The 24,909-nt window shown below is 70.8% G+C and carries 19 protein-coding genes; 5 read left to right on the top strand and 14 right to left on the bottom strand.

The window, feature by feature from the left end; genetic code table 11:
* Positions 1–63: 63 nt before the first annotated feature.
* Complete coding sequence (nrdR, locus tag KY5_RS30175; protein WP_098245171.1) at positions 64–609, bottom strand: transcriptional regulator NrdR; 546 nt, start codon at positions 607–609, stop codon at positions 64–66.
* Positions 610–1,104: 495 nt separating this feature from the next.
* Between nrdR and lexA the strand changes: the two genes are divergently transcribed.
* Positions 1,105–1,890: a transcriptional repressor LexA gene (lexA, locus tag KY5_RS30170; RefSeq protein ID WP_030778599.1), complete on the top strand. Its 786-nt coding sequence runs from the start codon at positions 1,105–1,107 to the stop codon at positions 1,888–1,890.
* Positions 1,891–2,012: 122 nt separating this feature from the next.
* Here lexA and KY5_RS30165 read toward each other — a convergent pair whose 3' ends face one another.
* The 5 genes from KY5_RS30165 to KY5_RS30145 all read right to left on the bottom strand — a co-directional run bounded on the left by KY5_RS30165 (position 2,013) and on the right by KY5_RS30145 (position 10,493).
* Positions 2,013–4,031, bottom strand: a complete 2,019-nt coding sequence (locus KY5_RS30165) for an ATP-dependent DNA helicase (protein WP_098245170.1) — start codon at positions 4,029–4,031, stop codon at positions 2,013–2,015.
* A 40-nt stretch (positions 4,032–4,071) separates the two neighbouring features.
* A complete protein-coding gene (locus KY5_RS30160; protein WP_234362915.1) occupies positions 4,072–5,940 on the bottom strand; it encodes an IucA/IucC family protein in 1,869 nt (622 codons plus the stop codon).
* Positions 5,941–5,998: 58 nt separating this feature from the next.
* On the bottom strand, positions 5,999–6,742 hold the full coding sequence (locus tag KY5_RS30155) for a GNAT family N-acetyltransferase (protein ID WP_098245169.1): 744 nt from the start codon (positions 6,740–6,742) through the stop codon (positions 5,999–6,001).
* Between the two features lie 36 nt (positions 6,743–6,778).
* Positions 6,779–8,872 carry an IucA/IucC family protein gene (locus KY5_RS30150; RefSeq protein ID WP_199843299.1) on the bottom strand — a complete coding sequence of 698 codons (2,094 nt, stop codon included), beginning with the start codon at positions 8,870–8,872 and terminating at the stop codon, positions 6,779–6,781.
* A 100-nt stretch (positions 8,873–8,972) separates the two neighbouring features.
* Positions 8,973–10,493 (bottom strand): diaminobutyrate--2-oxoglutarate transaminase family protein, encoded by a 1,521-nt coding sequence (locus KY5_RS30145; protein WP_418952827.1) that lies wholly within the window; start codon positions 10,491–10,493, stop codon positions 8,973–8,975.
* A 361-nt stretch (positions 10,494–10,854) separates the two neighbouring features.
* On the opposite strand from KY5_RS30145, the gene KY5_RS30140 reads away from it, so the two are divergent.
* Together KY5_RS30140 and KY5_RS30135 are read left to right on the top strand one after the other, a co-directional pair.
* Positions 10,855–12,090, top strand: a complete 1,236-nt coding sequence (locus tag KY5_RS30140) for a trypsin-like serine peptidase (protein ID WP_098245168.1) — start codon at positions 10,855–10,857, stop codon at positions 12,088–12,090.
* Between the two features lie 179 nt (positions 12,091–12,269).
* On the top strand, positions 12,270–13,481 hold the full coding sequence (locus tag KY5_RS30135; RefSeq protein ID WP_098245167.1) for a trypsin-like serine peptidase: 1,212 nt from the start codon (positions 12,270–12,272) through the stop codon (positions 13,479–13,481).
* Between the two features lie 106 nt (positions 13,482–13,587).
* Here the strand turns inward: KY5_RS30135 and hflX are convergent, their stop codons facing one another.
* From hflX to miaA, 6 genes are all read right to left on the bottom strand, one after another.
* On the bottom strand, positions 13,588–15,078 hold the full coding sequence (hflX, locus tag KY5_RS30130; protein ID WP_098245166.1) for a GTPase HflX: 1,491 nt from the start codon (positions 15,076–15,078) through the stop codon (positions 13,588–13,590).
* A gap of 261 nt (positions 15,079–15,339) precedes the next feature.
* Complete coding sequence (locus KY5_RS30125; protein WP_098245165.1) at positions 15,340–16,839, bottom strand: M1 family metallopeptidase; 1,500 nt, start codon at positions 16,837–16,839, stop codon at positions 15,340–15,342.
* 113 nt (positions 16,840–16,952) lie between these two features.
* The gene (locus KY5_RS30120) at positions 16,953–19,103 is read right to left on the bottom strand and encodes a RelA/SpoT family protein (RefSeq protein ID WP_098245164.1); all 2,151 of its coding nucleotides are present in this window, start codon (positions 19,101–19,103) and stop codon (positions 16,953–16,955) included.
* A 142-nt stretch (positions 19,104–19,245) separates the two neighbouring features.
* A complete protein-coding gene (dapF, locus tag KY5_RS30115; protein WP_098245163.1) occupies positions 19,246–20,124 on the bottom strand; it encodes a diaminopimelate epimerase in 879 nt (292 codons plus the stop codon).
* Positions 20,125–20,189: 65 nt separating this feature from the next.
* On the bottom strand, positions 20,190–20,678 hold the full coding sequence (locus KY5_RS30110; protein ID WP_098245162.1) for a hypothetical protein: 489 nt from the start codon (positions 20,676–20,678) through the stop codon (positions 20,190–20,192).
* Positions 20,679–20,785: 107 nt separating this feature from the next.
* Positions 20,786–21,724, bottom strand: a complete 939-nt coding sequence (miaA, locus tag KY5_RS30105) for a tRNA (adenosine(37)-N6)-dimethylallyltransferase MiaA (protein WP_098245161.1) — start codon at positions 21,722–21,724, stop codon at positions 20,786–20,788.
* 183 nt (positions 21,725–21,907) lie between these two features.
* Here miaA and KY5_RS30100 point away from each other — a divergent pair, with 183 nt between their 5' ends.
* Positions 21,908–22,207, top strand: a complete 300-nt coding sequence (locus tag KY5_RS30100; protein ID WP_098245160.1) for a hypothetical protein — start codon at positions 21,908–21,910, stop codon at positions 22,205–22,207.
* A 23-nt stretch (positions 22,208–22,230) separates the two neighbouring features.
* Positions 22,231–22,506, top strand: coding sequence for an antitoxin (locus KY5_RS30095; protein ID WP_098245159.1), 276 nt, complete (start codon positions 22,231–22,233; stop codon positions 22,504–22,506).
* Positions 22,507–22,578: 72 nt separating this feature from the next.
* On the opposite strand, the gene KY5_RS30090 is transcribed toward KY5_RS30095, so the two are convergent.
* Positions 22,579–23,310, bottom strand: a complete 732-nt coding sequence (locus KY5_RS30090; RefSeq protein WP_098245158.1) for a class III extradiol dioxygenase subunit B-like domain-containing protein — start codon at positions 23,308–23,310, stop codon at positions 22,579–22,581.
* A gap of 67 nt (positions 23,311–23,377) precedes the next feature.
* A complete protein-coding gene (miaB, locus tag KY5_RS30085; RefSeq protein WP_098245157.1) occupies positions 23,378–24,898 on the bottom strand; it encodes a tRNA (N6-isopentenyl adenosine(37)-C2)-methylthiotransferase MiaB in 1,521 nt (506 codons plus the stop codon).
* Between the last annotated feature and the right edge of the window lie 11 nt (positions 24,899–24,909).

The following is a 24,909-nucleotide window of genomic DNA, read 5'->3' as shown; positions in this document are numbered from 1 at the left end:
CGCGGGCATCGCAGAGGACACCCACAACAGGTCTGGTTCGCCGCCGGCCGGTCGGTCAGCCGGTCAGTCGGCGGCGGTGGCGGGCACCGGGACTTCGACAGTCCCTCCGGGCCCGCAGTCATTCACGACGCGCTCTCCGTCCGCGTCGCACGGCTCGGCATCGAGCCGTTGTTCCCTCAGCTCCCCGATGGCGGCCTCGAAGTCCTCGAGCGAGTCAAAGGCTCGGTACACGGACGCGAAGCGCAGGTAGGCGACGAGGTCGAGCTCCTGCAGCGGACCCAGTATGGCCAGGCCCACGTCATGAGTGGTCAGTTCGGCACTTCCGGTGGCGCGCACCGCCTCTTCGACCCGCTGGCCGAGCAGAGCGAGGGCGTCCTCGGTCACCGGCCGCCCCTGGCATGCCTTGCGGACGCCATTGATGACCTTCGTACGACTGAACGGTTCGGTCACGCCGCTGCGCTTGACCACCATCAGTGAGCACGTCTCCACGGTCGTGAAACGACGGGAGCAGTCCGGGCACTGACGGCGCCTGCGGATCGACGTGCCGTCGTCAGTGGTGCGACTGTCGACTACGCGGCTGTCGGGGTGCCTGCAGAAGGGGCAGTGCATGGAACTCCCAACCCTCCTTCACGGCACGACTCATAAGCTTCAACAGGCCCTCGGGGCCCTCGAAGCAGCCCCAAGCATAGGCGATCCCAGGAGCCTCGAAAGACCAGGGACCACAACTTCTGGGCCGCTGTTGCAATCCAACCACTAGATCTGGGGTTTGGCCGCTTTTCCGACACCGATCGCGTGTCGCGCCGCCCCAGACCGTGACAGGCATACACAGCTGCGCCCACGCCGCCCGAAAAGGGGGTCGGTGCCGGGTTGACGGGGCACCGGATGGCACTATGGGGGCTCCACCGAGAGGCTGGCATCCCGGCGGTGAAGCGTACCGTAATGAACCGAATTGGCATTCGGCCCGAGCGCTAGCCATACACCTGAGCACATGGTCACGTCAGGTAATCTGCAATTTTTCACTCGAACGTGTGTTTGGCGCAACCTTTCGAAAGCAACTACCGTTGGCTAGCTAGGGAGAGAACATCTCGAGAGGGGCCGACCGACGTGACCACCACCGCAGACAGCGCCACCATCACTGCCCAGGACCGCTCCCAGAGCCGACTCGAGCCGGTGCATGCCATGAATGACGCAGCCACGAACCAGGAGGGGCCCAAGCCCACACGCTCCCTGCCGGGCCGACCTCCAGGAATCCGCGCCGACAGCTCGGGGCTCACCGACCGGCAGCGCCGGGTGATCGAGGTGATCAGGGATTCCGTCCAGCGGCGGGGGTACCCGCCGTCCATGCGGGAGATCGGGCAGGCGGTCGGGCTCTCCAGCACGTCGTCGGTCGCACACCAGCTGATGGCTCTGGAGCGCAAGGGCTTCCTTCGCCGTGACCCCCACCGCCCGCGCGCGTACGAGGTGCGCGGCTCGGACCAGCCGAGCAGCCAGCCCACCGACACCACGGGCAAGCCGGCCGCTTCGTACGTCCCGCTGGTCGGCCGCATCGCCGCAGGCGGGCCGATCCTCGCCGAGGAGTCGGTGGAGGACGTCTTCCCCCTCCCCCGGCAGCTCGTCGGTGACGGAGAGCTCTTCGTCCTGAAGGTCGTCGGCGACTCGATGATCGAGGCCGCCATCTGTGACGGCGACTGGGTCACCGTCCGCCGCCAGCCCGTCGCGGAGAACGGCGACATCGTGGCCGCGATGCTGGACGGCGAAGCCACGGTCAAGCGCTTCAAGCGCGAGGACGGTCACGTGTGGCTGCTGCCGCACAACTCCGCGTACCAGCCGATCCCCGGCGACGAGGCGACGATCCTCGGCAAGGTCGTGGCGGTACTGAGGCGGGTGTGAGACACCGCCCCTGACCGGGCCCCGGGACCACCTGCGCCGGTTCCGGGGCCCTGCTGTATCCGGGGAGCGCCGGGGGCACGGGGCCCCATGGAGAGCGAGGCGGCCCAGGCGAGTGAGCGAGGCTAGGCCTCCTCGCCCGCCTGTGTCTCGTCCCCCGCCTTCGTCTGATCCCCCGCCTCCGCAGCCTTCGCCACGGCGTCGATCGCGGCCAGGGAGCGACGCACCTGATTGCGGTCCGTCGTGTACCAGAATTCGGGCAGTGAGGCCCGCAGGTAGGAGCCGTACCGCGCGGTGGCCAGGCGGGGGTCCAGGACCGCCACCACGCCCCGGTCTCCCGACGCTCGTACGAGACGGCCCGCACCCTGCGCCATCAGCAGAGCCGCATGGGTCGCCGCGACGGCCATGAAGCCATTGCCCCCTGCCTCGTCCACCGCCTTCTGGCGTGCGCTCATCAGCGGGTCGTCGGGACGCGGGAACGGGATCTTGTCCATGATCACCAGCTGGCAGCTGGCGCCCGGCACGTCGACGCCCTGCCACAGGGAGAGCGTCCCGAAGAGGCACGTCTGCGGGTCGGCGGCGAAGCCCTTGATCAACTCCCCCAGGGTCTCCTCGCCCTGCAACAGAATGGGCGTGTCCAGGCGGCCCCTCAGCTCCTCCGCGGCGCTCTGTGCGGCACGCATCGAGGAGAACAGCCCGAGCGTGCGGCCGCCTGCCGCCTCGATGAGCTCCGCCAGCTCATCGAGCATGTCGCTGCGCGTGCCCTCGCGCCCCGGACGCGCCAGATGCTTGGCGACGTACAGGATGCCCTGCTTGCCGTAGTCGAACGGCGAGCCGACGTCCAGGCCCTTCCAGACGGGGGCGTCCTCCGACGCGGTGCCCTCCGGGGCGAGGCCGAGGGAAGCGCCCACTCCGTTGAAGTCGCCGCCGAGCTTGAGCGTGGCTGAGGTGAGGATCACCGAGCGGTCGGCGAAGAGCTTCTCGCGCAGGAGCCCCGAGACGGACATGGGCGCCACCCTCAGGGAGGCGCCGAAGCGCTCGTGCCGCTCGTACCAGACGACGTCGTACTCGGAGCCGTTCGTGATGCGCTCCGCCACGTCGTGGATCGACTCGACGGAGGCCAGCGCCTGCTTGCGGACCGCGTCCTCGTCCTGGACCGACTTGTCCCGGGTGGAACCGAGTGCCGTGATGACCGTGCGAGCGGCGTCGCGCAGGGCCATCAGCGCGTACCCGAGGTCCTCGGGGATCTCTTCCAGGCGACCGGGCAGGGCCAGCTCCATCAGCCTCTCGAAGCCCTCGGAGGCCGTCTGGAGCTGGTCGGCCGCCTTCTCGTTGACGAGCTTGGCGGCACGCCGCACGGCCCGGGTGACCTGCCCGGGGGTGAGCTCGCCCGTGGCCACGCCGGTCACCCGGGAGACCAGCTCGTGCGCCTCGTCCACGATCAGCACTTCGTGCTGGGGCAGGACCGGGGCACCTTCGATGGCGTCGATCGCGAGCAGCGCGTGGTTCGTGACGACGACCTCGGCGAGCTTGGCCCGCTCACGCGCCGCCTCGGCGAAGCACTCCGCTCCGTAGGCACACTTCGAGGCGCCGAGGCACTCCCTGGAGGAGACGGACACCTGCGACCAGGCCCGGTCGGAGACGCCGGGGGTGAGGTCGTCGCGGTCGCCCGTCTCGGTCTCGTCGGCCCAGTCCCGCATCCTCAGGAGGTCCTGGCCCAGCTTGCTGGTGGGCGCGGCCGCCTCGAACTGATCGAAGAGGCCCTCCTCCTCTTCCTGCGGCACGCCTTCGTGGAGGCGGTGCAGGCAGAGATAGTTCGAACGCCCCTTGAGCATCGCGAACTGAGGACGGCGGCGCAGCAGCGGATGCAGCGCGTCCACCGTCCTCGGCAGGTCCCGCTCGGCGAGCTGGCGCTGCAGGGCGAGAGTGGCCGTCGCGACGACCACCCGCTCCCCGTGCGCCAGCGCCGGTACGAGATAGCCGAGGGACTTGCCCGTGCCGGTGCCGGCCTGGACGAGCAGGTGGGAGCCGTCGTCGATCACCTCGGCGACGGTCTCGGCCATGGACACCTGGCCAGGGCGCTCCGTGCCGCCGACAGCGGTGACGGCGGCGTGCAGGAGCTCGGAGAGGGAGGGCTTCGTCATAGCGCGACCACCCTACGGTGCCCCACTGACAATCCCGCGATCACGGCTGGTGGAGAGGATTGGGCACGGTCCCGTGCACGGCGGCGTGCGGTCGCTCGGGGCGGTCGCGGTACCCGTCGAGGTGGAGCCGGTTCCGGTTGAGGCACAGCCGCTCGATCCGCGGGGTGAGCAGGTCGAACATCTCGTACCGCTCCTTCATCTCCGGAGCACGCGCCTGGTGCCTGAGGATCTCCGCCCGTACGAAGGACCAGAAATCGCGCTCCGGGACGCCCAGTTGTTCCTGGCACAGCGGTGCGAGGTAGCGGAAGACGCCTACGAAGAGGCCGGAATGGATGAACTGGGTGAGGAAGCCGGGCTGCTCCGTGAGCAGGACGTTCCGTACGTCGTCCGGCATGAAGTCGTGCTCCGGCAACGACTCGGCGCTGACGTTGACGTCGTCTACGAAGTCCTTCACCGCGAGCCGTACGGGTACGTCGTCGTCATCGAAGACGACGATGGCGTTCTCTCCGTGCGGGGAGAACACGGTGCCGTAGCGGTAGAGGAAGTGCAGCAGCGGAGGCAGCAGAGCGGCGAAGAGGCGCCGCAGCCAGACGTCCGGGGCCAGTCCCGAACGCTCCACGAGCTCCCTGACGAACGTCCTGCCGTCCGGGTCGGTGTGCAGGAGCGAGGCAAGCGTGCGGGCGCGCTCGCCAGGGGCCAGGTACCGGGTGAGGGGCTCGCGCCAGATGGCGCCGAGCAGTTCCCTGTACTGGTAGGGCACTTCGGGCAGGGCGTCGTACACCGGGTGCTCGACGGCCACCGAGGCGACCTCGCCGAGCAGGATCACCCGGCACTCGTCGCGCAGGAAGGGATCGGTGTCGCGCAGCTGGTGCATCCAGGCCGTGACGGCGGGCGCCGCGAGGGTCCGCACGGTCGGCAGACCGCGCCAGACCAGCGTGTTGAGCACCGACAGAGGCAACTTCACGGTGTGCCGGTCCGGCCTGGACGTGTTGAGGAAGGTGCGGATGGACTGCTGGGGAAGGCGCAGGTCTCCGTCGGTGGTGAGCGGCACGATGGTGCCCGCGGCCACGGAAGAGGCGAAGAGCGGCAAGACGACGTCGTCCCACTGCCAGGGATGGATCGGAAGGTAGAGGTAGTCCTGTGGGTCGAGCCCACGCGCGCAAAGTAAGTCCGCGAAGGCTTCCTGCGTGGTGGCCGACAGTTCGCGGGCGTAGAGCTGCTGCGCGGTCTCCAGTCCGGTGACGCCACGGTAGAGGCCGAGGTCCGTGTGGACGGCGATCCACGGCAGCGTGGTGGCACGGCGGGCTTCCGGCGCCCACCGGTCGGTGTCGCTCGCGGAGAAGCCGATGCGCCCCTTGTTGAGGACGAGCCAGGGGTGGCCTGTCTGGTGTCCTTCCAGGTCCGCGTAGCTGAGATCGGCCAGCTCGCCGGCGGTGAGCGCGGTGTTGTCGATCTTGGTGTCGGCACAGAGCGTGATGTTCAGCTCGCGGATGAGGTGGCCGAGGGTGGCGCCGTCGAGGCGCAGGGTCCGGCGGGCGAGGGCGAGGAAGCGCAGGGGGTCGCCGAAGGGCTCGGGCTGCCCGCCGCACTCGGCGAGAGCCACGCTGTCCGGGTCCACACACCAACTGCCGTACGCGCCGCGGCGGGCGCCGAAGGTGAGGTACGTGCCGTAGTGGCCGATCTGGGCCAGCGCCTGCCCCACCTCGGTGGATTCGAGATCGAGGCGGTAGGTGTCCGCCTCGCCAAGGGCTTCCGGCACGGGCCTGATGATCTCCTCGTACGCGAACTCCCCGAGCATCTTGGCGAGCAGGCGGCGTCCCGCCCGTTGCCACCTGTCCTGGTTCAGCTCGGGTGGGTCGAAGAGCTCGGCGGAAGGGTGGGGAATCTGACGGGCGGGCGGATTCGGCACGGGAACTCCTCAGGGAGGGAACCGGATCGGGTCGAGCGGTGTACTAAGAGTGACCGGGTCAGAGCACGGCGCGCAGGGCCCGGTCACGGACCATGAGCGCGGCTCGCTTGTCGGGCAGCTCCACTTCGGCAGAGAAGCGGAAGCCTGCGCTCAGGAATGCGGAGACGGAGGGGGTGTTGCGGAGGTCGGGTTCTGCTACGACACGTGCGCACGCGGGGCGATGGTCGAGCACCAGGTCGGCCACGGCTCTCAGCAGCGAAGTACCGAGCCCGCGGCCGCGGTTGGCGACACCACCGATCAGGAGGTGGATTCCGGTGTCGTGCGGACGCGCGGGATAGTGCCGGGCCAGCGGATCGAGGTCGGCCCGGTAGATCTCCCAGTAGCTCACCGGTGTGCCTTCGAGCACGCCCAGGCAGGGGACGCTGCGTCCATCGCCGTCGAGTTGGGGACGCAGATGGGATTCCGTGACGGTCTCGGGTCCCGCGAGTTCCCAGAAGGCCGCCACGGCGGGGTCGTTCATCCACCGACTGATCAGGGTGAGGTCGCGTTCCAGCCGGACGGGCACGAGTTGGAAGACCCCGGCCGTCGTCGTGGCAGGGCCCCATTGGGCGACGCCGTCGAGGAGATCGTCCGCGACGGCCCCCTCGCTGCCGAGGGGGCCGGTCCGCGCGGCTCGTGCATCGGTGTCGGCCAGCAGACCGATGAGCTCGTCGGGCAGCCGCAGGTCGAGGGTGTCGGTGCTGTCGGCACCCGCTGGTGCGGATTCGGTTCCGGCGTCGGTGCTCGCGTCGGTGGGAGGCACGGCGTCGCTCCTGTCAGAAGTGGTGGGTCATGTTCCTCAGGAATGAAGGGGGTTGGCGATGGAGACATAGACGGACTGGGTGTCGACCGGGCCGACGAGCTCGTCGAGGCCGTGCAGTCGGGTCAGCAGGTTGGCCTTGCACCGCAGCACGGGTGAGTCGAGCAGCGTCGCGGGCAGCGAGGTGCGCAGCCTGTCGGGGCCGGACGCGACGTCGCCGAGGAAGCGGCGGAAGGCCGCGAGCAACAGCCTTTCGTCCGCGAGTCGTTCGACGCCGAGAGCTCCGATGAGGCCGAGTACGTTGTTGATGCCGAGGTAGTAGGCGAAGCGCTCGTCCGTCACCTCGTCGGAGACGAACGTGTCGCTGTCCTGCCCGATGCCGGGGAGCCGCCGGTCGAGTTCGGCGCGCCGGGACTCGCGGAAGTAGTAGCCCTGGTTGTCCCGGTAGCGGCCGCCTACCGGCCAGCCGTCGATGTCAAGGAGAAGGAGCGTGTTCTGCTGGTGTGCCTCCAGGGCGACGCCCGCCTCGCTGTCCAGCCACAGCACGGGGCGGACGACGGTCTCGAGGTAGCGCAGGAACCACTCGGTGGCCACGGCGCCCCGGGGGCGGCCCGTTCGTCCGGCGAGCCGCGTGATGGTCTCGCCGAGCCGGGAGCGCATCGGGCGGCGACCGTGCTCCGCCTCCCGTGTCGAGGGCCTGGGCGACACGAGTCCGGCGATGCAGGTGGCATCGTCGCCGGGACCGAAGGGGTTGTGCCTGATCATGACGTCGAGCCCGAGGACGGGCGCGCCGTCGGGGCCCGTGACGGCGAGCCAGGCGGGGTCGCGGACCACGTCGAAGCCCGGGTGGGCGGCCTGCCACTGCTCGGCGAGGCCGCTGCGCAGCAGCCGGTGGACCTCGACGCCGCGGTGGAGTTCCTTACGGAGGTTCTCACGACGGGAGTTGGTGATGCGCAGGCCGAGCGAGAGCTTCAACATGGCTGCGGCGCCCGAGCGGTAGAGGGTGCGCACGGAGGAGGTGGGGTACCACGGGGCGCCGTGAGGACCGAGGTCCTGGAGGAGTCCGGCGTCCAGGAGGTCGGCGGCCGCGGGACGGTGCCGCAGTTCCCGGATCTGCCAGGGATGCACGGGCAGGGCCACGCGGCCGTCAGGCAACGGCAGTTCCGGTCCGGCGAGGCGGGCGGTGAGCTGGTCGGCGGGAAGGGCGCGGCCGCGCTCGGTCCAGGCCGAGTCCATGGCGAGCACGGACCGGTCGACCGCCAGCCAGTGCAGCGGGAAGGCGCCGCGCAACTCCGGTGAGTAGAGGCGGGATTCGGTGTCGGACAGGCCCTCGCGGCTCTTGGGGGTCGGATGGAGGGGGTGACCGAGGAGCAGGGACTGTTCGGCGGCGAGGAAGAGGTCGGGCTCATCGCCGGGGCTGTCGCGGCGGTCGGCGATGAACTCCGCGGTGCGGCGTACGGAGTCCGCGACCCGGCCGACGAGGTCGGCGCCGTCGACCTTGTCGACCAGGCCGATGTTCTTGGCGGTCCCGTCGGCGTCTGCGTCCGCAGGTGGGGCAGCCATGGCCTCGGGCTGGTCGGGCGTGGCCTCGGCCTGGTCAACCGCGGTCTCGGCGTGGTCAGCCGCGACCTCGGCCTGGTCAGCTGTCGGCTTCGGTTCGGGCGACTCCGCGGTCTGGGGCGTCGGGAACTCCGCACCACGGCGAGCGGTCTCCCGGCCGAGGAGCGCGGCGACGGTGACGGCGTCGACAGGAGGCGCGCTGTCAGGGCCGTCCGCCAGGTACGGGAGGCCGAAGCGGTGCCAGCCGGTTGCCGACCAGTAGTGGACGGGGACCAGCAGGGCCGTGCCGCTCGCGGCCAGCGGGATGCGCAGGGCGCCCTGGTCCGGCGCGGGGAGGTTGTTCTCCCTGACCCAGCAGCGCAGCAGGTTCTCGACGGCCGCCGCCTGCGCGGCGGTGTGCGCGTCGGGGTGCTCCAGCAGGTCGATGGAGATGCCGTGCAGGCGCTCGGCCTCCTGGCCGCCACCCTTCTGCCGGGGGACCGTACTGGAATCCGCCACCAGTGAGGATTGCGTACCGCACGCGCCTGAGGCGTGGTGGTGGGGTCGGCCTTCGGATGCGGGGGTGGCGTTCAAGAGGGCTTCCTTGTGAGGTTGTTCGGACTCCGTGGGGCGACGGGACTGGGCGCTCGTCGACAGTTCATGACCGACGCAGAGGCCCGAGTGTCCGCCTTGGCTATGTGTGGGGCGGGCGTGCCGCGGCGGCCAGCGCGTCGGCCAGGCGGTCGAGAACTGCGGCTGCCTGTTCGTCGGTGATGGTGAGAGGAGGAAGGAGTCGTACGACGCTGGAGTGACGGCCGCCGAGCTCGACGATGAGTCCGCGGCGCAGGCACTCGCGCTGCACGGTGGCGGCCAGTTCGGGGGCTGCCGGGTGGGGTCGGGTGGTGCGTGGCGGAGCGTCCGGGTCGGGTCCGCTCGGAACCGAGGCGTGCGCCTTGCCCTGTGCGGGGATCGGGGTGGCCGGTGCCGGTGCTGCCGGGCCCGCTCCTCCCCTCGTCGGGTCCACGAGTTCGACGCCGATCATCAGGCCCCGGCCGCGGACCTCGCCGATGCAGGGGTGTTCGGCGGCCAGGGAGCGCAGTTGGGCGAGCATGCGGGCGCCGAGGGCGGCGGCGCGTTCGGTGAGGTCGTTCTCCCGGACGTAGGCGAGGGTCGCCGTGCCCGCGGCCATCGCGAGCTGGTTGCCGCGGAAGGTTCCGGCGTGGGAGCCGGGCGGCCAGACGTCCAGGTCGTCGCGGTAGACCACGACGGCCAGCGGGAGGCTGCCGCCGATCGCCTTGGACAGCACCATCACGTCCGGGACGACGCCGCTGTGCTCGACGGCCCAGAAGGCTCCGGTGCGGCCGACGCCGGTCTGTACCTCGTCGGCGATGAGCGGGATGCCGCGCGCCGCGGTGATCTCGCGCATCCTGCGGAGCCAGGCGTCGGGCGCCGGAAGGACGCCGCCTTCGCCCTGGACGGGTTCGAGGATCATGCCGGCCGGTGCGGGTACGCCCGATTTGGTGTCGTCGAGGAGGCTCTCGGTCCACCGGGCGGAGAGTTCGGCGCCGTACTCGCCGCCGAGGCCGAACGGGCAGCGGTAGTCCTGCGGGTAGGGCAGGCGCGCGACGCGTACGTCCTGTGCGCCGCCGGAGGCTTCGAGGGCCCCTGCCGTCATCCCGTGGTAGGCGCCGGTGAAGGCCAGCATGCCGGTGCGGCCGGTGGCCGCGCGGACCAGTTTCAGGGCCGCCTCCACCGCGTCCGTGCCCGCCGGGCCGCAGAACTGGATGCGCGCCCGGTCGGCCAGGCCGCTCGGCAGGGTGCGGAAGAGCTCCGTGGTGAAGTCGTCCTTGACGGGGGTGGCCAGGTCGAGGACGTGCAGGGGAGCCTCCGAGTCGAGGACCTTCCTGATGGCTTCGAGCACCACGGGGTGGTTGTGGCCGAGGGCCAGGGTTCCCGCGCCGGAGAGGCAGTCGAGGTAGCGGCGTCCGTCCGCGCCCTCGATCGTCATGCCACGCGCGCGTACCGGCACGATCGGCAGGGCCCGCGCATAGGTGCGCGCCGCCGATTCGCGCGCCGACTGGCGGCGCAGGATCCCCTCCTGCGCCGCGGAGTGCGCGCCGGGGTGCTCCGCGGGGGTTCCGGTGGCGGGTGGGGCGGGGTGCGTCGCGGAGTGCGCTGCGGATACCGCCGCGGGCGCAGGCTCGGTCACGGCCACGACTGTTGGTCCTCCCGCTGGGGATGAGCGTGTCCCGCGTGGAGTCCGGGGAGGGCTCCATGTGGGCCTGCTCGGTGGCAAGTTGGCAGGGGGGATGAACGCACGGCGCGAGTCCCCCGTACGTACCAACGACGAGAGGCCCGGAGGATCACGGGTCACCAGAAGATCCTTGTCGTGACGGAACCGTTGCCCTTCCGTCGGCCGTCCCCAACGGCACCGGCATAGTGTGGGGTGCCGTTCATCAGGAACGGGGTGTTCCGCACCCGTGCCGAAGGGTGCTCCACGCCCGGTCGCAGCGGGTGCTCCGTGCCCGGATGAACAGCACTTTGGAACGATTTCTAGGCCCAGGGGGAATTTCACGATGCGACCCATACGTCCGCTCTCGACCGCGCGCAGCGGGAGGAACACGCGTTCCAGAACCTCCCCCGTGGCGGCCGCTGTGGCGCTCGGCGCGGCGCTCGTGCTGACCGCCACCGCCTGCGGCCCCGGCGACGACAACGCCGGTGGCGACTCGTCCGCCTCGCAGCCCGGCGACGGTGGCGGCGACGGCAAGGTCACGATCCCGGACGGTCTGAAGGACAAGCTCAAGGACCACGGCATCGACCTGGACGAGTGGAAGAACGGCGGCTGGAAGAAGAACTGGGACAAGGACAAGTGGCTCCGCGAGGCGGGTGAGTTCATCAACCCGATCATCAAGGACCTGTGGGACCCGGAGCGCATGCGGGACGCCGACAAGAACCCCGACCGCGGGGTCGACGACAACGACATCTCCGGTGACCAGGGCGTCACCGACCCGACGCCGCAGCCCGTGAAGGCGGCCGCCGTCAAGACGCCGTACCACGACCAGGTCGCCGAGTCCGGCAAGCTCTTCTTCGACGGTCCGGACGGCTCGATGGTCTGCTCCGCGACCGTCGTCAAGGACCCGGCCCGCCCCGGCAAGTCCAACATGGTGTGGACCGCTGGCCACTGCGTGCACGCGGGCGCCAAGGGCGGCTGGTACCGCAACATGGTCTTCGTCCCCTCGTACAACAACAGCGGCAAGTCGGTCGAGGAGCTCCAGAACGCCCCCAAGGAAGAGGTCGCTCCGTACGGCGTCTGGTGGGGCGACTGGGCGCAGACCTCTGACCAGTGGATCGAGCAGGGTGGCCCGACGGGCGGCAAGGGTGCCCCGTACGACTTCGCGGTCATCCACGTGACGCCCGAGAAGGGCGGTGACGGCAAGTCCCTCGAGGAGACGGTCGGTTCGGCCCTGCCGGTGGACTTCAACGCTCCCGCGGTGCCGCAGATCGACGGCATGACGGCGACCGGCTACCCGGCAGCGCCCCCGTTCGACGGCCAGAAGATGTTCCAGTGCGCCGACAAGCCCGGCCGGCTCTCGCTCAGCAAGCCCGACCCGACGATGTACCGCATCGGCTGCACCATGACCGGCGGTTCGTCCGGCGGCGGCTGGGTCGCCGAGGGCCAGGACGGCAAGCCCGCGCTGGTGTCGAACACCTCCATCGGCCCGGTGACGGCGGGCTGGCTCGCCGGTCCGCGCCTGGGCAAGGAGGCCAAGGGCATCTACGGCGCGGTCAGCAAGAAGTTCGCCGGCCAGTAGGCGGCGGCAGCGGCCGTACGGCGGCGGGGAACCGGAAATCTTCACGACCCCGCCGCCGTTCGCCCTCAACCTCACAGGCATAGTGAGGTGTTGCGTCGATGAGGAGCTCAGCGGAGTTCCCGCTTCGACGTATGACACGTACATGGCAATCACACGTTCTCAACGGGGGTAACACCACCATGCGTTCCACTCGTGCGCCCTTCGCGCGCCGCCGTGGACGGGGCGTCGCACTCGCCGCCACCGGCCTCGCCGCGACCCTGGCGCTCACCGCCACGGCCTGCGGCCCGAGCGAGGACAAGGCGGCTGACAAGCCGGACGCCGCCGCGTCGCAGGGAGCCGACGGCGGCTCCGACTCCGGCTCCCGGCTGCCCGGCGACATCGCCGACAAGCTCAAGGACCACGGCATCGACCTGGACGAGTGGAAGAAGGGTGGCTGGAAGAAGAACTGGGAAGACGGCGAGTGGCTTCGCGAAGCCAAGGACTTCGTCAATCCGGTCATCGAGGGGCTCTGGAAGCCCGAGCGGATGAAGGACGCCAAGGACCCGAACAAGACGATCGCCGCGAAGGACGCGAGCGCCGACCAGGGCGCGACCGACCCGGAGCCGAGGCCGGTCCAGGCCAAGCCCGAGAAGACGCCGTACCACGAGAACGCCGCCCCGGTGGGCAAGATCTTCTTCGACTCCCCCGAGGGTTCGATGGTCTGCTCCGGCACCGTCGTGAAGGACCCCCGCAACCCGGGCAAGTCCAACCTCGTGTGGACCGCGGGCCACTGCGTGCACGCCGGTAAGAACGGCGGCTGGTACCGCAACATCACCTTCGTGCCCTCGTACAACGACCTGGGCAAGTCCGAGGCCGAGCTGGGCAACGCGACCCCGCAGGAAGTCGCCCCCTACGGTCAGTACTGGGCCGACTGGGTCTCGACCTCCAACGAGTGGATCAACGAGGGCGGCCCGACGGGCGGCGCGGGCGCGACGTACGACTACGCCGTGCTGCACGTGAAGCCCGAGCAGGGCGGCAAGTCGCTGGAGGAGACCGTCGGCAACGCGCTCGACGTCGACTTCTCGACCCCCTCGACGCAGACCGTGAGCTCGATGGGCGCCTGGGGCTACCCGGCCGCCCCGCCGTACAACGGTCTGATGATGCACAAGTGCGTCGACAAGCCGGGCCGTCTCTCCCTGTCGCCGTCGCTGCCGACGATGTACCGCATCGGCTGCACGATGACCGGCGGTTCGTCCGGCGGCGGCTGGTTCCGGGTCGTGGGCGACAAGACCAAGCTCGTGTCCAACACCTCGATCGGCCCGGCCGCCAACACCTGGCTGGCGGGACCGCAGCTGGGCAAGGGTGCCGAGCAGGTCTACGACATGATGAGCAAGAAGTACGGCTCGCAGTAGCCCTTCGCACGAACGGAAGGCCCGCCCCCACCGAAGTGGGGACGGGCCTTCCGTCTGTCTGTCTACCTGCCGAAACGGGGCGGCGCGTGGCCGCTACCGAAACGGGTCAGCGCGTCACCGGCACGTACGGAGCGAGCTCCGCGGCAAGCTCCTCGTGCACCCGCGCCTTGAGCACCGTGCCCTCGGCGGTGTGCTCCTCGGAGAGCACCTCGCCCTCGGCGTGCGCCCGCGAGATGAGCTGGCCGTGCGTGTACGGAACGAGGGCCTCGATCTCGACCTCGGGGCGCGGCAGTTCGGTGTCGATGAGCGCGAGGAGCTCCTCGATACCGGCACCTGTCCGCGCGGAGACCACGATCGCGTGCTTCTCGTTGCGCAGCAGTCGCTGGAGGACCAGCGGGTCCGCCGCGTCCGCCTTGTTGACCACCACGATCTCGGGTACGTCGGTGGCGCCCACGTCCCTGATCACCTCGCGCACGGCGGCCAGCTGCTCCTCCGGCACCGGGTGCGAGCCGTCCACCACGTGCAGGATCAGGTCGGATTCGCCGACCTCCTCCATGGTGGAGCGGAACGCCTCGACGAGGTGGTGCGGCAGATGCCGCACGAACCCGACGGTGTCGGCAAGGGTGTAGAGCCGACCGCTCGGCGTCTCGGCCCGGCGCACGGTCGGGTCGAGGGTGGCGAACAGCGCGTTCTCCACCAGGACGCCCGCGCCCGTGAGTCGGTTGAGCAGGGAGGACTTGCCCGCGTTGGTGTAACCGGCGATCGCGACCGAGGGCACCTTGTTGCGTCGGCGCTCCTGCCGCTTGATGTCGCGGCCCGTCTTCATCTCCGCGATCTCCCGGCGCATCTTCGCCATCTTCTCGCGGATCCGTCGCCGGTCCGTCTCGATCTTGGTCTCACCGGGACCACGGGTGGCCATGCCGCCACCGCCGCCGCCACCCATCTGCCGGGAGAGCGACTGACCCCAGCCACGGAGCCTCGGCAGCATGTACTGCATCTGCGCGAGCGCGACCTGCGCCTTGCCCTCTCGGGACTTGGCGTGCTGGGCGAAGATGTCGAGGATCAGGGCAGTCCTGTCGACCACCTTGACCTTGACGACGTCTTCGAGGTGGATCAGCTGGCCCGGGCTGAGCTCACCGTCACACACGACGGTGTCGGCACCGGTTTCGAGGACGATGTCGCGCAGCTCGAGGGCCTTGCCGGAGCCGATGTAGGTCGCCGGGTCCGGCTTGTCGCGACGCTGGATGACGCCGTCGAGCACGAGCGCACCCGCGGTCTCCGCGAGGGCGGCCAGCTCGGCGACGGAGTTCTCCGCATCCTGGACCGTCCCGGAGGTCCACACGCCGACGAGCACCACGCGCTCCAGACGGAGCTGTCGGTACTCGACTTCGGTGACGTCCTCGAGCTCGGTGGAGAGGCCCGCGACGCGGCGCAGGGCCGCGCGCTCGGAGCGGTCGAACTGGTCGCCGTCCCGGTCTCCGTCGATCTCGTGGCTCCAGGCGACGTCCTCTTCCATCAGGGCATCGGCCCGAAGACCTTCGGGGTAGTTCTGCGCGAAGCTCTGTGCGTCCTGGGAAGGGGAAGAAGAGGAGGTCATTGGGTCCTTACGTCGATTCGTCGATGGGAATGCGGACGGCTGACTGATCCGTCACTTTCGACAACGCCCCGGACCGTCCGGAGATTCCCCGGACCGTCCCGAGCCGACCCCGAGATCTCCCCGAGGGGATGTCCCTGACGGGCCGCTCTGCCGACCTGAAGATGGTTGCACGGCACGCCCCGTCTCGTCACCCGGGTTATTGCGGGCTCGTCACCCGGGTCATCGCGGGGTCCTGCCCGGCGCGCCGCCCCCCGCCCCCGCTTACTTCCCGTCCTTCGCCGAGGTACGCCAGTCCGGGTGCCCCGGCATCGGCGGCGTCTTCTCCCCGTACAGCCATGCCTCGAAGAATCCGCCCAGGTCACGCCCCGCTTCCTGGGACGCGAGCCGCACGAAGTCGTCGGTCGTCGCGTTGCCGTCCCGGTACGCGTGGACCCAGGTCCGCTCCAGGCGGTCGAAGGCGGGCTGCCCGATCTCCTGCCGCAGGGCGTAGAGCACCAGCGCGCTGCCGTCGTACACGACGGGCCGGAAGAGGCTGATCTTCTGCCCCGGCGCGGGCCTCTTCGGCTTGGCGGGCGGACCGCCCGCCGCACGCCAGGCGTCCGACTGGCGATAGGCGTCCCGCATCCGCGTCGCGAGCGGCCGCTGGGACTTCTCCTGGGCGTAGAGCGCCTCGTACCAGGTGGCGTGGCCTTCGTTGAGCCAGAGGTCCGACCAGGACCGCGGGCTCACGCTGTCGCCGAACCACTGGTGCGCCAGCTCGTGCACCATGATCGCGTCGACGTACCACTCGGGGTACTCGGGACGGGTGAAGAGCTCTCTCTCGAAGAGAGAGAGCGTCTGCGTCTCCAGCTCGAAGCCCGTCTGCGCCTTCGCGATCAGCACTCCGTACGCCTCGAAGGGGTAGCGGCCGACCTTCTTCTCCATCCACCCGATCTGGCCCGGGGTCTTCTTCAGCCAGCGCTCCAGGGTCTCGCGGTCCTTGGTGGGCACCACATCGCGTACGGGGAGGCCGTGCGGCCCCTTCCGCCGGATGACGCTGGAGCGGCCGATCGACACCTGGGCCAGCTCCGTCGCCATGGGGTGCCGGGTCCGGTACGACCAGGTGGTGGCGGACCCGCCGTGCCGGGGCTCGGCCGCCGGGAGGCCGTTGGCGACCGCGGTGAGTCCCTTCGGAGCGGTGATCCGGAAGGTGAAGTCCGCCTTGTCCGAGGGGTGGTCGTTGCACGGGAAGACCAGATGGGCGGCGTCGGCCTGGTTGGCCATGGCGAGCCCGTCCCCGGTGCGCAGCCAGCCGCCCTCGGCACCCTTCGCGGCGACCGGGTCGCTGGTGTGCCGCACGGTGATCCGCATCCGCTCGCCGCTCGCCACCGGGGCGGCCGGCGTGATGACCAGGTCCTCGCCGCTCCCGGCGAAGCGGGCGGCCTTGCCGTTGACCTCGACGGAACGGACCTTGCCGTGCGCGAAGTCGAGATTCACGCGCTCCAGGGGCGCCGTCGCCCGCGCGTCGATCTTGGTCACGGCATCCAGCGGCTTGCTGTTGTCGCCGTGATAGGTGAAGGCGATGTCGTACGACGCCACGTCGTAGCCGGGATTGCCCAGGTGCGGGAAGAGCGGGTCGCCGATGCCGAGCGGGGTCGCGGGCGACGGCGCGCTCGCCGCGATGAGGGCGGCGGACGCGGACGCGGCGAGCAGGGCGGCGGCGACGCGGCGCGTGCGGAGCGCCTTCGTCCTGGCGGCCTTGGGCCGAGGGGTGAGCAGCATGAACTACCGCTATCAGCGCGGGCCTTCCCCGGTGGGACGGCGCGCGCCGTGCCACTCGAACGAGTCGCGACGATGGCCTCAGGGAACGCGCGGAGCGGGCCTCGGGGCGCAGGTCAGGGTGTTGCCGCCGCCGGGTGCTGGGCGCGGCTCACGTCGTACACCCCGGGCACGGCGCGCATCGCCCGCATCAGCCCGGGAAGGTGCGCGGCGTCCGGGAGTTGCAGCGTGTACGTATGGCGCACGCGCTGCTGGGTCGGCGGCTCCACCGTCGCGGAGATGACCGCCACGCCTTCGAGGGCGATCGCTTCGGTGAGGTCGGCGAGCAGATGTGCGCGGCCGAACGATTCAGCGATGAGCGTGACGCGGCACTCCGCGGTGTCGCCCCAGCGCACGCCGATCTCCGGGCGCCCCACTTCCTTCATGCGCTCCACGGCGGGGCAGCCGACCCGGTGCACGGTCACGACACCGCCGCGCACGGCGAACGCGGTGACCTCGTCGGGCGGCACGGGCGTACAACAGCCCGCGAGGCGCACGCTCGCACCCTCACGGTCCACGACGGCGTTCGCTGCGGCGGGGCGCGGGCCTTCGACGGATTGCGGTCCGGGCTCGGCCGGGGAGGGCTGACGCGGCGGCCTGCGCTGTCCGGCCGGGGCGGCAGCGGGGGTGTCGGGGGCCGGGTGCGTGGTGAGCCAGCGCCGGATGGCGATCCGCGCGGCGGGCGTGCGGGCGTGGTCGAGCCAGTCGCGCGAGGGCCCCGAGGCGGCGTCCTGGCCCATCAGCAGCTGGACCGTGTCGCCGTCGTGCAGGACCGTGCTGAGCGTCGCGAGACGGCCGTTGACGCGGGCCCCGATGCAGGCGTGGGCGTCCTCCCCGTACTGGGCGTAGGCGGCGTCCACGCAACTGGCGCCCGCGGGCAGGCCGAGGGTGCCTCCGTCGGGCCGGAAGACGGCGATCTCGCGGTCCTGTGCGAGGTCCTCGCGCAGTGTCGACCAGAAGGTGTCCGGGTCGGGCGCGGCCTGCTGCCAGTCCAGGAGCCGGGAGAGCCAGCCCGGCCTCGTGGGGTCGACGCGCTCGTCGTCGGCACCCGCGGGGATCTCCTCCGCGGGCGGGGCGTAGGGGTTGCGCAGCGCGACGACGCCCGCCTCAGCGAACTGGTGCATCTGGTGCGTGCGGATGAGGACTTCGGCGACCTCGCCGTCGGCCCGGGCCACCGCCGTGTGCAGCGACTGGTACAGGTTGAACTTCGGTACGGCGATGAAGTCCTTGAACTCCGAGACCACCGGCGTGAAGCAGGTGTGCAGCTCGCCGAGGACTCCGTAGCAGTCGGCGTCCTCGTTCACGAGGACGAGGAGGCGTCCGAAGTCCGCCGCGCGCAGCTCACCCCGCTTGCGGTGCACCCGGTGCACCGAGACGAAGTGCCGGGGCCTGATGAGGACTTCGGCCGTGATGCCCGCGTCGCGCAGCACGCCGCGCACATCGCCCGCGATGTCCCCGAGCGGGTCGCCCGCGCCCTCGGCATTTGCCGCGATCATGGCGTCGACCCGGGAGTACTCCTCCGGGTGGAGGATCGCGAAGACGAGGTCCTCCAGCTCGGTCTTGAGCGCCTGGACACCGAGGCGCTCGGCGAGCGGAATGAGGACGTCCCGGGTGACCTTGGCGATGCGCGCCTGTTTCTCGGGACGCATGACACCAAGGGTGCGCATGTTGTGCAGCCGGTCGGCGAGCTTGATCGACATGACGCGTACGTCGTTGCCGGTGGCGACCAGCATCTTGCGGAACGTCTCCGGTTCGGCCGCCGCTCCGTAGTCGACCTTTTCGAGCTTGGTGACGCCGTCGACCAGGTAGCAGACGTCCTCGCCGAACTCGTCGCGGACCTGGTCGAGCGTGACGTCCGTGTCCTCGACGGTGTCGTGGAGCAGGGAGGCGGTCAGCGTCGTGATCTCCGCGCCCAGTTGGGCGAGGATCAGCGTCACGGCGAGCGGGTGCGTGATGTACGGCTCGCCGCTCTTGCGCATCTGGCCGCGGTGCGAGGACTCCGCGAGGACGTACGCACGGCGCAGCGGCTCCAGGTCGGCGTCCGGGTAGTGGGCCCGGTGGGCCTCCGCCACATGGCCGATCGCGTCGGGCAGACGGTCCCGTGTCGCGGGGCCGAGCAGGGCGGCACGGCCGAGCCTGCGCAGGTCGAGACGGGCGCGGCCGCGCCTGCGCTGGACCCCGGATGTCACGGGGCCGGGCGTCGCAGGGTTCGTAGCCTCCGCACTCATGGGCACCTCCGGCTGCTTCTACCGGCGGTGAACGGACGGTGGCGTACTCCGTCCGGGCCGGTGCTTGATGCTACCGAGCCCATCACGCGGTGCTGACCGCCTCTCGCCGAGCGTGAAACGGATCACCCATTCGAGCGACAGTTCATGCGAGTACCGTTTCGAGCCATTCGGACGTGATCTCGCCCTCGGCGACGATGACGGCGGGTCCCGTCATCTCGATCTCGCCGTCGGGCCGCTCGGTGATGACCAGGCGTCCGCCGGGCAGGTCGACCGTGTACGTCACCGGGGCACCGGTCACCGCGGGGTCCACGCCGTCCTTGCGGGCGGCCGCGACGGCCACGGCGCACGCGCCCGTGCCGCACGACCGGGTCTCGCCGGAGCCGCGCTCGTGCACGCGCATGGCGACGTGGCGCGGGCCGCGGGCGACGACGAATTCGACGTTCACGCCGTCCGGGTAGGCGGTGGCCGGGCTGAAGGGCGGCGGGTCGTACAGATGGCCCGCTTCGGAGAGGTCGGCCACGAAGGCGACCGCGTGCGGATTGCCCATGTTCACGTTGCGCGCGGGCCAGCTGCGGTCGGCCACGGAGACGGTGACGTCGCCTTCGGGGAGCAGCGCCCTGCCCATGCCGACGGTGATCTCGCCACCGGATTCCGCCTTGGCGATGTGCACGGTCTTCACGCCGCCGCGGGTGGCCACCGCGACGTCTCCCTCGCCGACGTGTCCCGCGCGCTGGAGGTAGCGGGCGAAGACGCGCACTCCGTTGCCGCACATCTCGGCGACCGAGCCGTCTCCGTTGCGGTAGTCCATGAACCACTCGGCGCGGCCCGCGAGGTGGCGTGCCTCGGGGTGGGCGGCGGAGCGTACGACGTGGAGCAGGCCGTCGCCACCGATGCCCGCGCGGCGGTCGCACAGGGCGGCCACGGTGGCCGGGGCCAGCTCGACGGTGTTGTCGGGGTCGGGGATGATCACGAAGTCGTTCTCGGTCCCGTGCCCCTTGAGGAAGGCGATCCGCGTGCTCATTCCTCGATCGTACGGGGTGGGTACGACAACTCGGCCCGCGAGGCCGTCGGGGCCACCAGGAGCGTTCAGGAACGGAGTCGGGCCACCCGCCACACCGCGAGCCCCACGGCGGCCAGGAAGAGCAGTGCGTACGCGCAGACGACCCGCCAGTCCGGGCGGCGTCCGGAGCCGCGCTCCGGGAGCCCGGGCCAGGTGTGCCCCACGCGGCGGGCGGCCATCATGCCCCACCCCGCGGCGCAGCAGCTGATCAGCAGCCCCAGCATCGCGACCACGGCACCGCCGTCGGCGGCACCGCCCCCGCCACCGCCGCCGAACTCGAAGGCCAGCGGGAAGGCGAACATCAGGGAGCCGAGTGCGGCGAGGATCACGATCGGCGCGAGCTGCCAGATGCGCAGGCGGCGCTGCGGCCGGAGTTCGACCTCGACCTCGGCCTCCGGCGCCATCTCGTCCGCGCCGGGACCGTCGTCCGTCACGCCGCCCGCGAGGTCGTCGGGCCCGTCGGGGCTGAGTTGCTCCCCGCCGTCATGTGCGGTGTCACGAGGGCCGGCCTCCATCGCCACGCGCCCTCCCACTTCGGACTCCACCGGTCGATCGATGGTCGATGATGGCACGCCGTCAGGTACCGGGATGACCGCCTGAGCGTCCCGATGCCATCACGTGATCAGGCTGTGACCGGTCGTTCGAGCAACGCCAGTGCGCGCTCCGGAAGTTCCCCCCGATCGGCCACGGCCCCACTGAGCCAGTGCACCCGCGGATCGCGCCTGAACCACGAGTCCTGACGGCGCGCGAAGCGCTTGGTGGCGCGCACGGTTTCGGCGCGCGCCTCGTCCTCGGTGCACTCCCCCGCGAGCGCCGTGAGCACCTGCTGGTAGCCGAGCGCCCGGGACGCCGTACGCCCCTCGCGCAGCCCCTCGGCCTCCAGGGCGCGCACCTCGTCCACCAGGCCCGCCTCCCACATGCGGTCGACCCGGGTGGCGATGCGTTCGTCGAGTTCGGGGCGGGCCACGTCGACGCCGATCTGGACCGTGTCGTACACCGAGTCGTGGCCGGGCAGGTTGGCCGTGAACGGCTTGCCCGTGATCTCGATGACCTCCAGGGCGCGGACGATCCTGCGGCCGTTGCTGGGCAGGATGGCGTGGGCGGCCTCGGGGTCGGCGGCGGCGAGGCGGGCGTGCAGGGCGCCGGAGCCGCGCAGCGTGAGCTCCTCCTCCAGGCGGGCCCGGACGGCGGGGTCGGTGCCGGGGAACTCCAGGTTGTCCACGGCTCCCCTGATGTACAGGCCGGAGCCGCCGACCAGGATCGGCCAGCGCCCCTCGGCGAGGAGCCGGTCGATCTGCGCGCGGGCCAGCCTCTGGTACTCGGCGACGCTCGCGGCCTCCGTGACGTCCCAGATGTCGAGGAGCTGGTGGGGAACGCCGCCGCGCTCGTCGGGCGTCAGTTTGGCGGTGCCGATGTCCATCCCTCGGTAGAGCTGCATGGAGTCGGCGTTGACGACTTCGCCGCCGAGACGCTGGGCGAGGAAAACGCCCAGATCGGACTTTCCTGCCGCAGTGGGACCGACGACGGCGATGACCCGCGGGGCGGGAGCTGCACTACTCACCGTCCCAGTCTCGCAAACCCCACGCCCACTTCCCGAACGAGCTACGTGACGGCACGGCTCCGGGGTCGTTGCCTGTTGCGAGGTTCCGGCCGCCGGTTTCGAGGACCGATGACCCCGGGCGACGCAATGGGACGCACCGGGCGGCGCGGGATTTCGCCCACACGAGTACTGTATGGAGTAGATATGGGTGTCTTTTCACGGTTTCGCCGGAAGTCCAAGGCCACCGATGAAGCGTCGACGACCGATGCGGCTGCCGCCACGCTGACGGCCGAGCCGGAGGAGGCCGAGGAGTCCGCCAAGGAGTCCTCTGAGGCCCCCGCCGGCCCGAAGGCCGCCGCTGAGGCCACCGACGCGGACAGCGATGCCGAGGCCAAGCCGGAGGACGCCACCGAGGCGGCCGCAGCGGAGGGTGTGGAGATCCCGAAGCAGCAGTCCGCCGAGGAGGCGGCCGACAACGGGGCCGGTGAGAGCGCCCGCAAGTAGCCCCCAGCGAGGAAAGTGAATCCATGGGCTTCCTGGACCAACTGAAAGCCAAGCTCGCCCCTGCCAAGGACAAGGTCTCCGACCTCGCGCAGCAGCACGGGGACAAGATCGACCAGGGCCTGGACAAGGCCGCGAAGGTCGTCGACGAGAAGACCAAGGGCAAGTACAGCGACAAGATCCAGTCGGGTACGGGCAAGGCCAAGGAGGCCGTGGACCGCCTCGCAGGGACGGATGAGGGCAAGGACGCGGGTGGCGGCGCCACTCCCCCCTCGCCCCCGTCACCCCCTCCGGCGTCCTGAACCGCATCGGCGGACGGCCGTGAAGCAGCCACGCTTCGCGGCCGTCGCCGCGTGCCCGCGACCCGTGACCGCCTAGGACCAGGCCGCCACCACGTACCCCACGCCGTACGGCGCGTCCTCGTACAGCAGCTCGCCGCTCAGCCCCGCGCCGTCGGCCGCCCCCGCGAGCACCTGCCACGGGGCACGGCCCGCCGCCTTCAGCTCGTACGCCAGCTCCGCGTCCAGCGCCTTCAGCGCGGCCACGTCGGCCGCGCCCAGGGCCTTCCCGACCGCCGCGTCGAAACCGGCCGCTCGCTCGTCGAGATACCCCGGCGCCTTCAGCGTGCGGCACGCGCTGGCGTCGCCCATCACCAGCAGTGCCACCCGGTCCGCCCGCGCCGCGATGTCCCCTCCGACTTGGATACACCGCTCGGCGGCAAGTGGTTCCCCCACGCCGAGACCTTCCAGTGGGGCGGTCGACCACCGCGTACGCCCGAGCAGCCAGGCGGCCACGGCGAGCGAGGGCGGAAGTTCACGGTCGGCATCGCCGCCAGGGACATCGACATCGGCATCCGCGGACCCGAGCCGTACGTCGAGGTCCACTCCGAAGCCCCGGAACGATCCGCGCGCCCCTTGCGGATACGGCCCGCGCCCGGCCTGCTCGGCGGGGCCGACCACGACGAGCCGGTCGGGCCTTGCGGCGGCCAGGACCCCGATGGCGTCGGTGCAGGCCGCGCGCGCGGCGTCCAGTTCAGGAGCGGCGCCCGCGGCGACCTCGGGGACGAGCAGGGGCGGGCAGGGGCAGACGGCTGCGGCGACAAGCATGATCCGCAGCGTAACGCCCGCCCCGCGCGAGCGGACCCGAGCCGGTCAACTGAGCGAGCGGCCCCGGTCAGTCACAGCCGCAGCCACTGCCCGCGGCCACCGGAAGCGGCGCCGGAGCACCGATCTTCGGCAGGCCCAGCATCACGCCCGCGGGCTTGGCTGCCGCCTCGGCGTTCCGCTTCTCCCAGGCGTCCCCCGCGCGCGTGCGGCGCACGTTCAGGACGGCCCCCTCGGCGAGCAGGTGGTGCGGGGCGGCGTACGTGATCTCGACCGTCACCACGTCACCGGGACGCACCTCGGCGTCCGGCTTGGTGAAGTGCACCAGGCGGTTGTCGGGGGCGCGGCCCGAGAGGCGGTGCGTGGCGCCGTCCTTGCGGCCCTCGCCCTCGGCGACCATCAGCTCCAGGGTGCCGCCGATCTGCCGCTTGTTCTCCTCCCAGGAGATCTCCTCCTGGAGGGCCGCGAGGCGCTCGTAGCGCGACTGGACGACCTCCTTGGGGATCTGGCCCTCCATGGTCGCCGCCGGGGTCCCGGGGCGCTTGGAGTACTGGAAGGTGAAGGCTCCGGAGAAGCGCGCCTCGCGGACCACGTGCATGGTCTGCTCGAAGTCCTCCTCGGTCTCCCCGGGGAAGCCGACGATGATGTCGGTGGAGATCGCCGCGTCCGGCATGGCGGCCCTGACCTTCTCGATGATCCCCAGGAAGCGGTCCTGGCGGTACGAGCGGCGCATCGCCTTCAGGATCGGGTCCGATCCCGACTGCAGCGGCATGTGCAGCTGCGGCATCACGTTCGGCGTCTCCGCCATGGCGGCGATCACGTCGTCGGTGAAGTCGCGCGGGTGCGGCGAGGTGAAGCGCACGCGCTCCAGGCCCTCGATCCGCCCGCAGGCGCGCAGCAGCTTGCTGAAGGCCTCGCGGTCGCCGATGTCCGAGCCGTACGCGTTCACGTTCTGCCCGAGGAGGGTGATCTCGGAGACGCCCTCGCCGACGAGCGCCTCGATCTCGGCGAGGATGTCGCCGCTCCTGCGGTCCTTCTCCTTGCCGCGCAGCGCGGGGACGATGCAGAAGGTGCAGGTGTTGTTGCAGCCCACGGAGATGGAGACCCAGGCCGCGTACGCGCTCTCGCGGCGGGTCGGCAGCGTCGAGGGGAAGGCCTCGAGGGACTCGGCGATCTCCACCTGTGCCTCTTCCTGGACGCGGGCGCGCTCCAGGAGGACCGGCAGCTTGCCGATGTTGTGCGTGCCGAAGACGACGTCGACCCAGGGCGCCTTCTTGACGATGGTGTCGCGGTCCTTCTGGGCCAGACAGCCGCCGACGGCGATCTGCATCCCGGGACGCTTGGTCTTCATCGGGGCGAGGCGGCCGAGGTTGCCGTACAGGCGGTTGTCGGCGTTCTCGCGCACGGCGCAGGTGTTGAAGACGACGACATCGGCGTCGCCGTCCGCGTCCTTCGGAGCGCGCACGTAACCCGCGTCCTCAAGGAGACCGGAGAGCCTCTCGGAGTCGTGGACGTTCATCTGGCACCCGTAGGTGCGGACCTCATATGTTCGATTGACGTCCACTGCCTGGCTCCGGTCGCTGCTGGTCATGGAACAAGGGT

Origin of the sequence: Streptomyces formicae, assembly GCF_002556545.1 — a bacterium.
GTDB classification, from domain to species: Bacteria; Actinomycetota; Actinomycetes; order Streptomycetales; family Streptomycetaceae; genus Streptomyces; species Streptomyces formicae_A.
The sequence above is the reverse complement of the archived record's forward strand: the minus strand, read 5'-3'. Positions and strand labels throughout refer to the sequence as shown.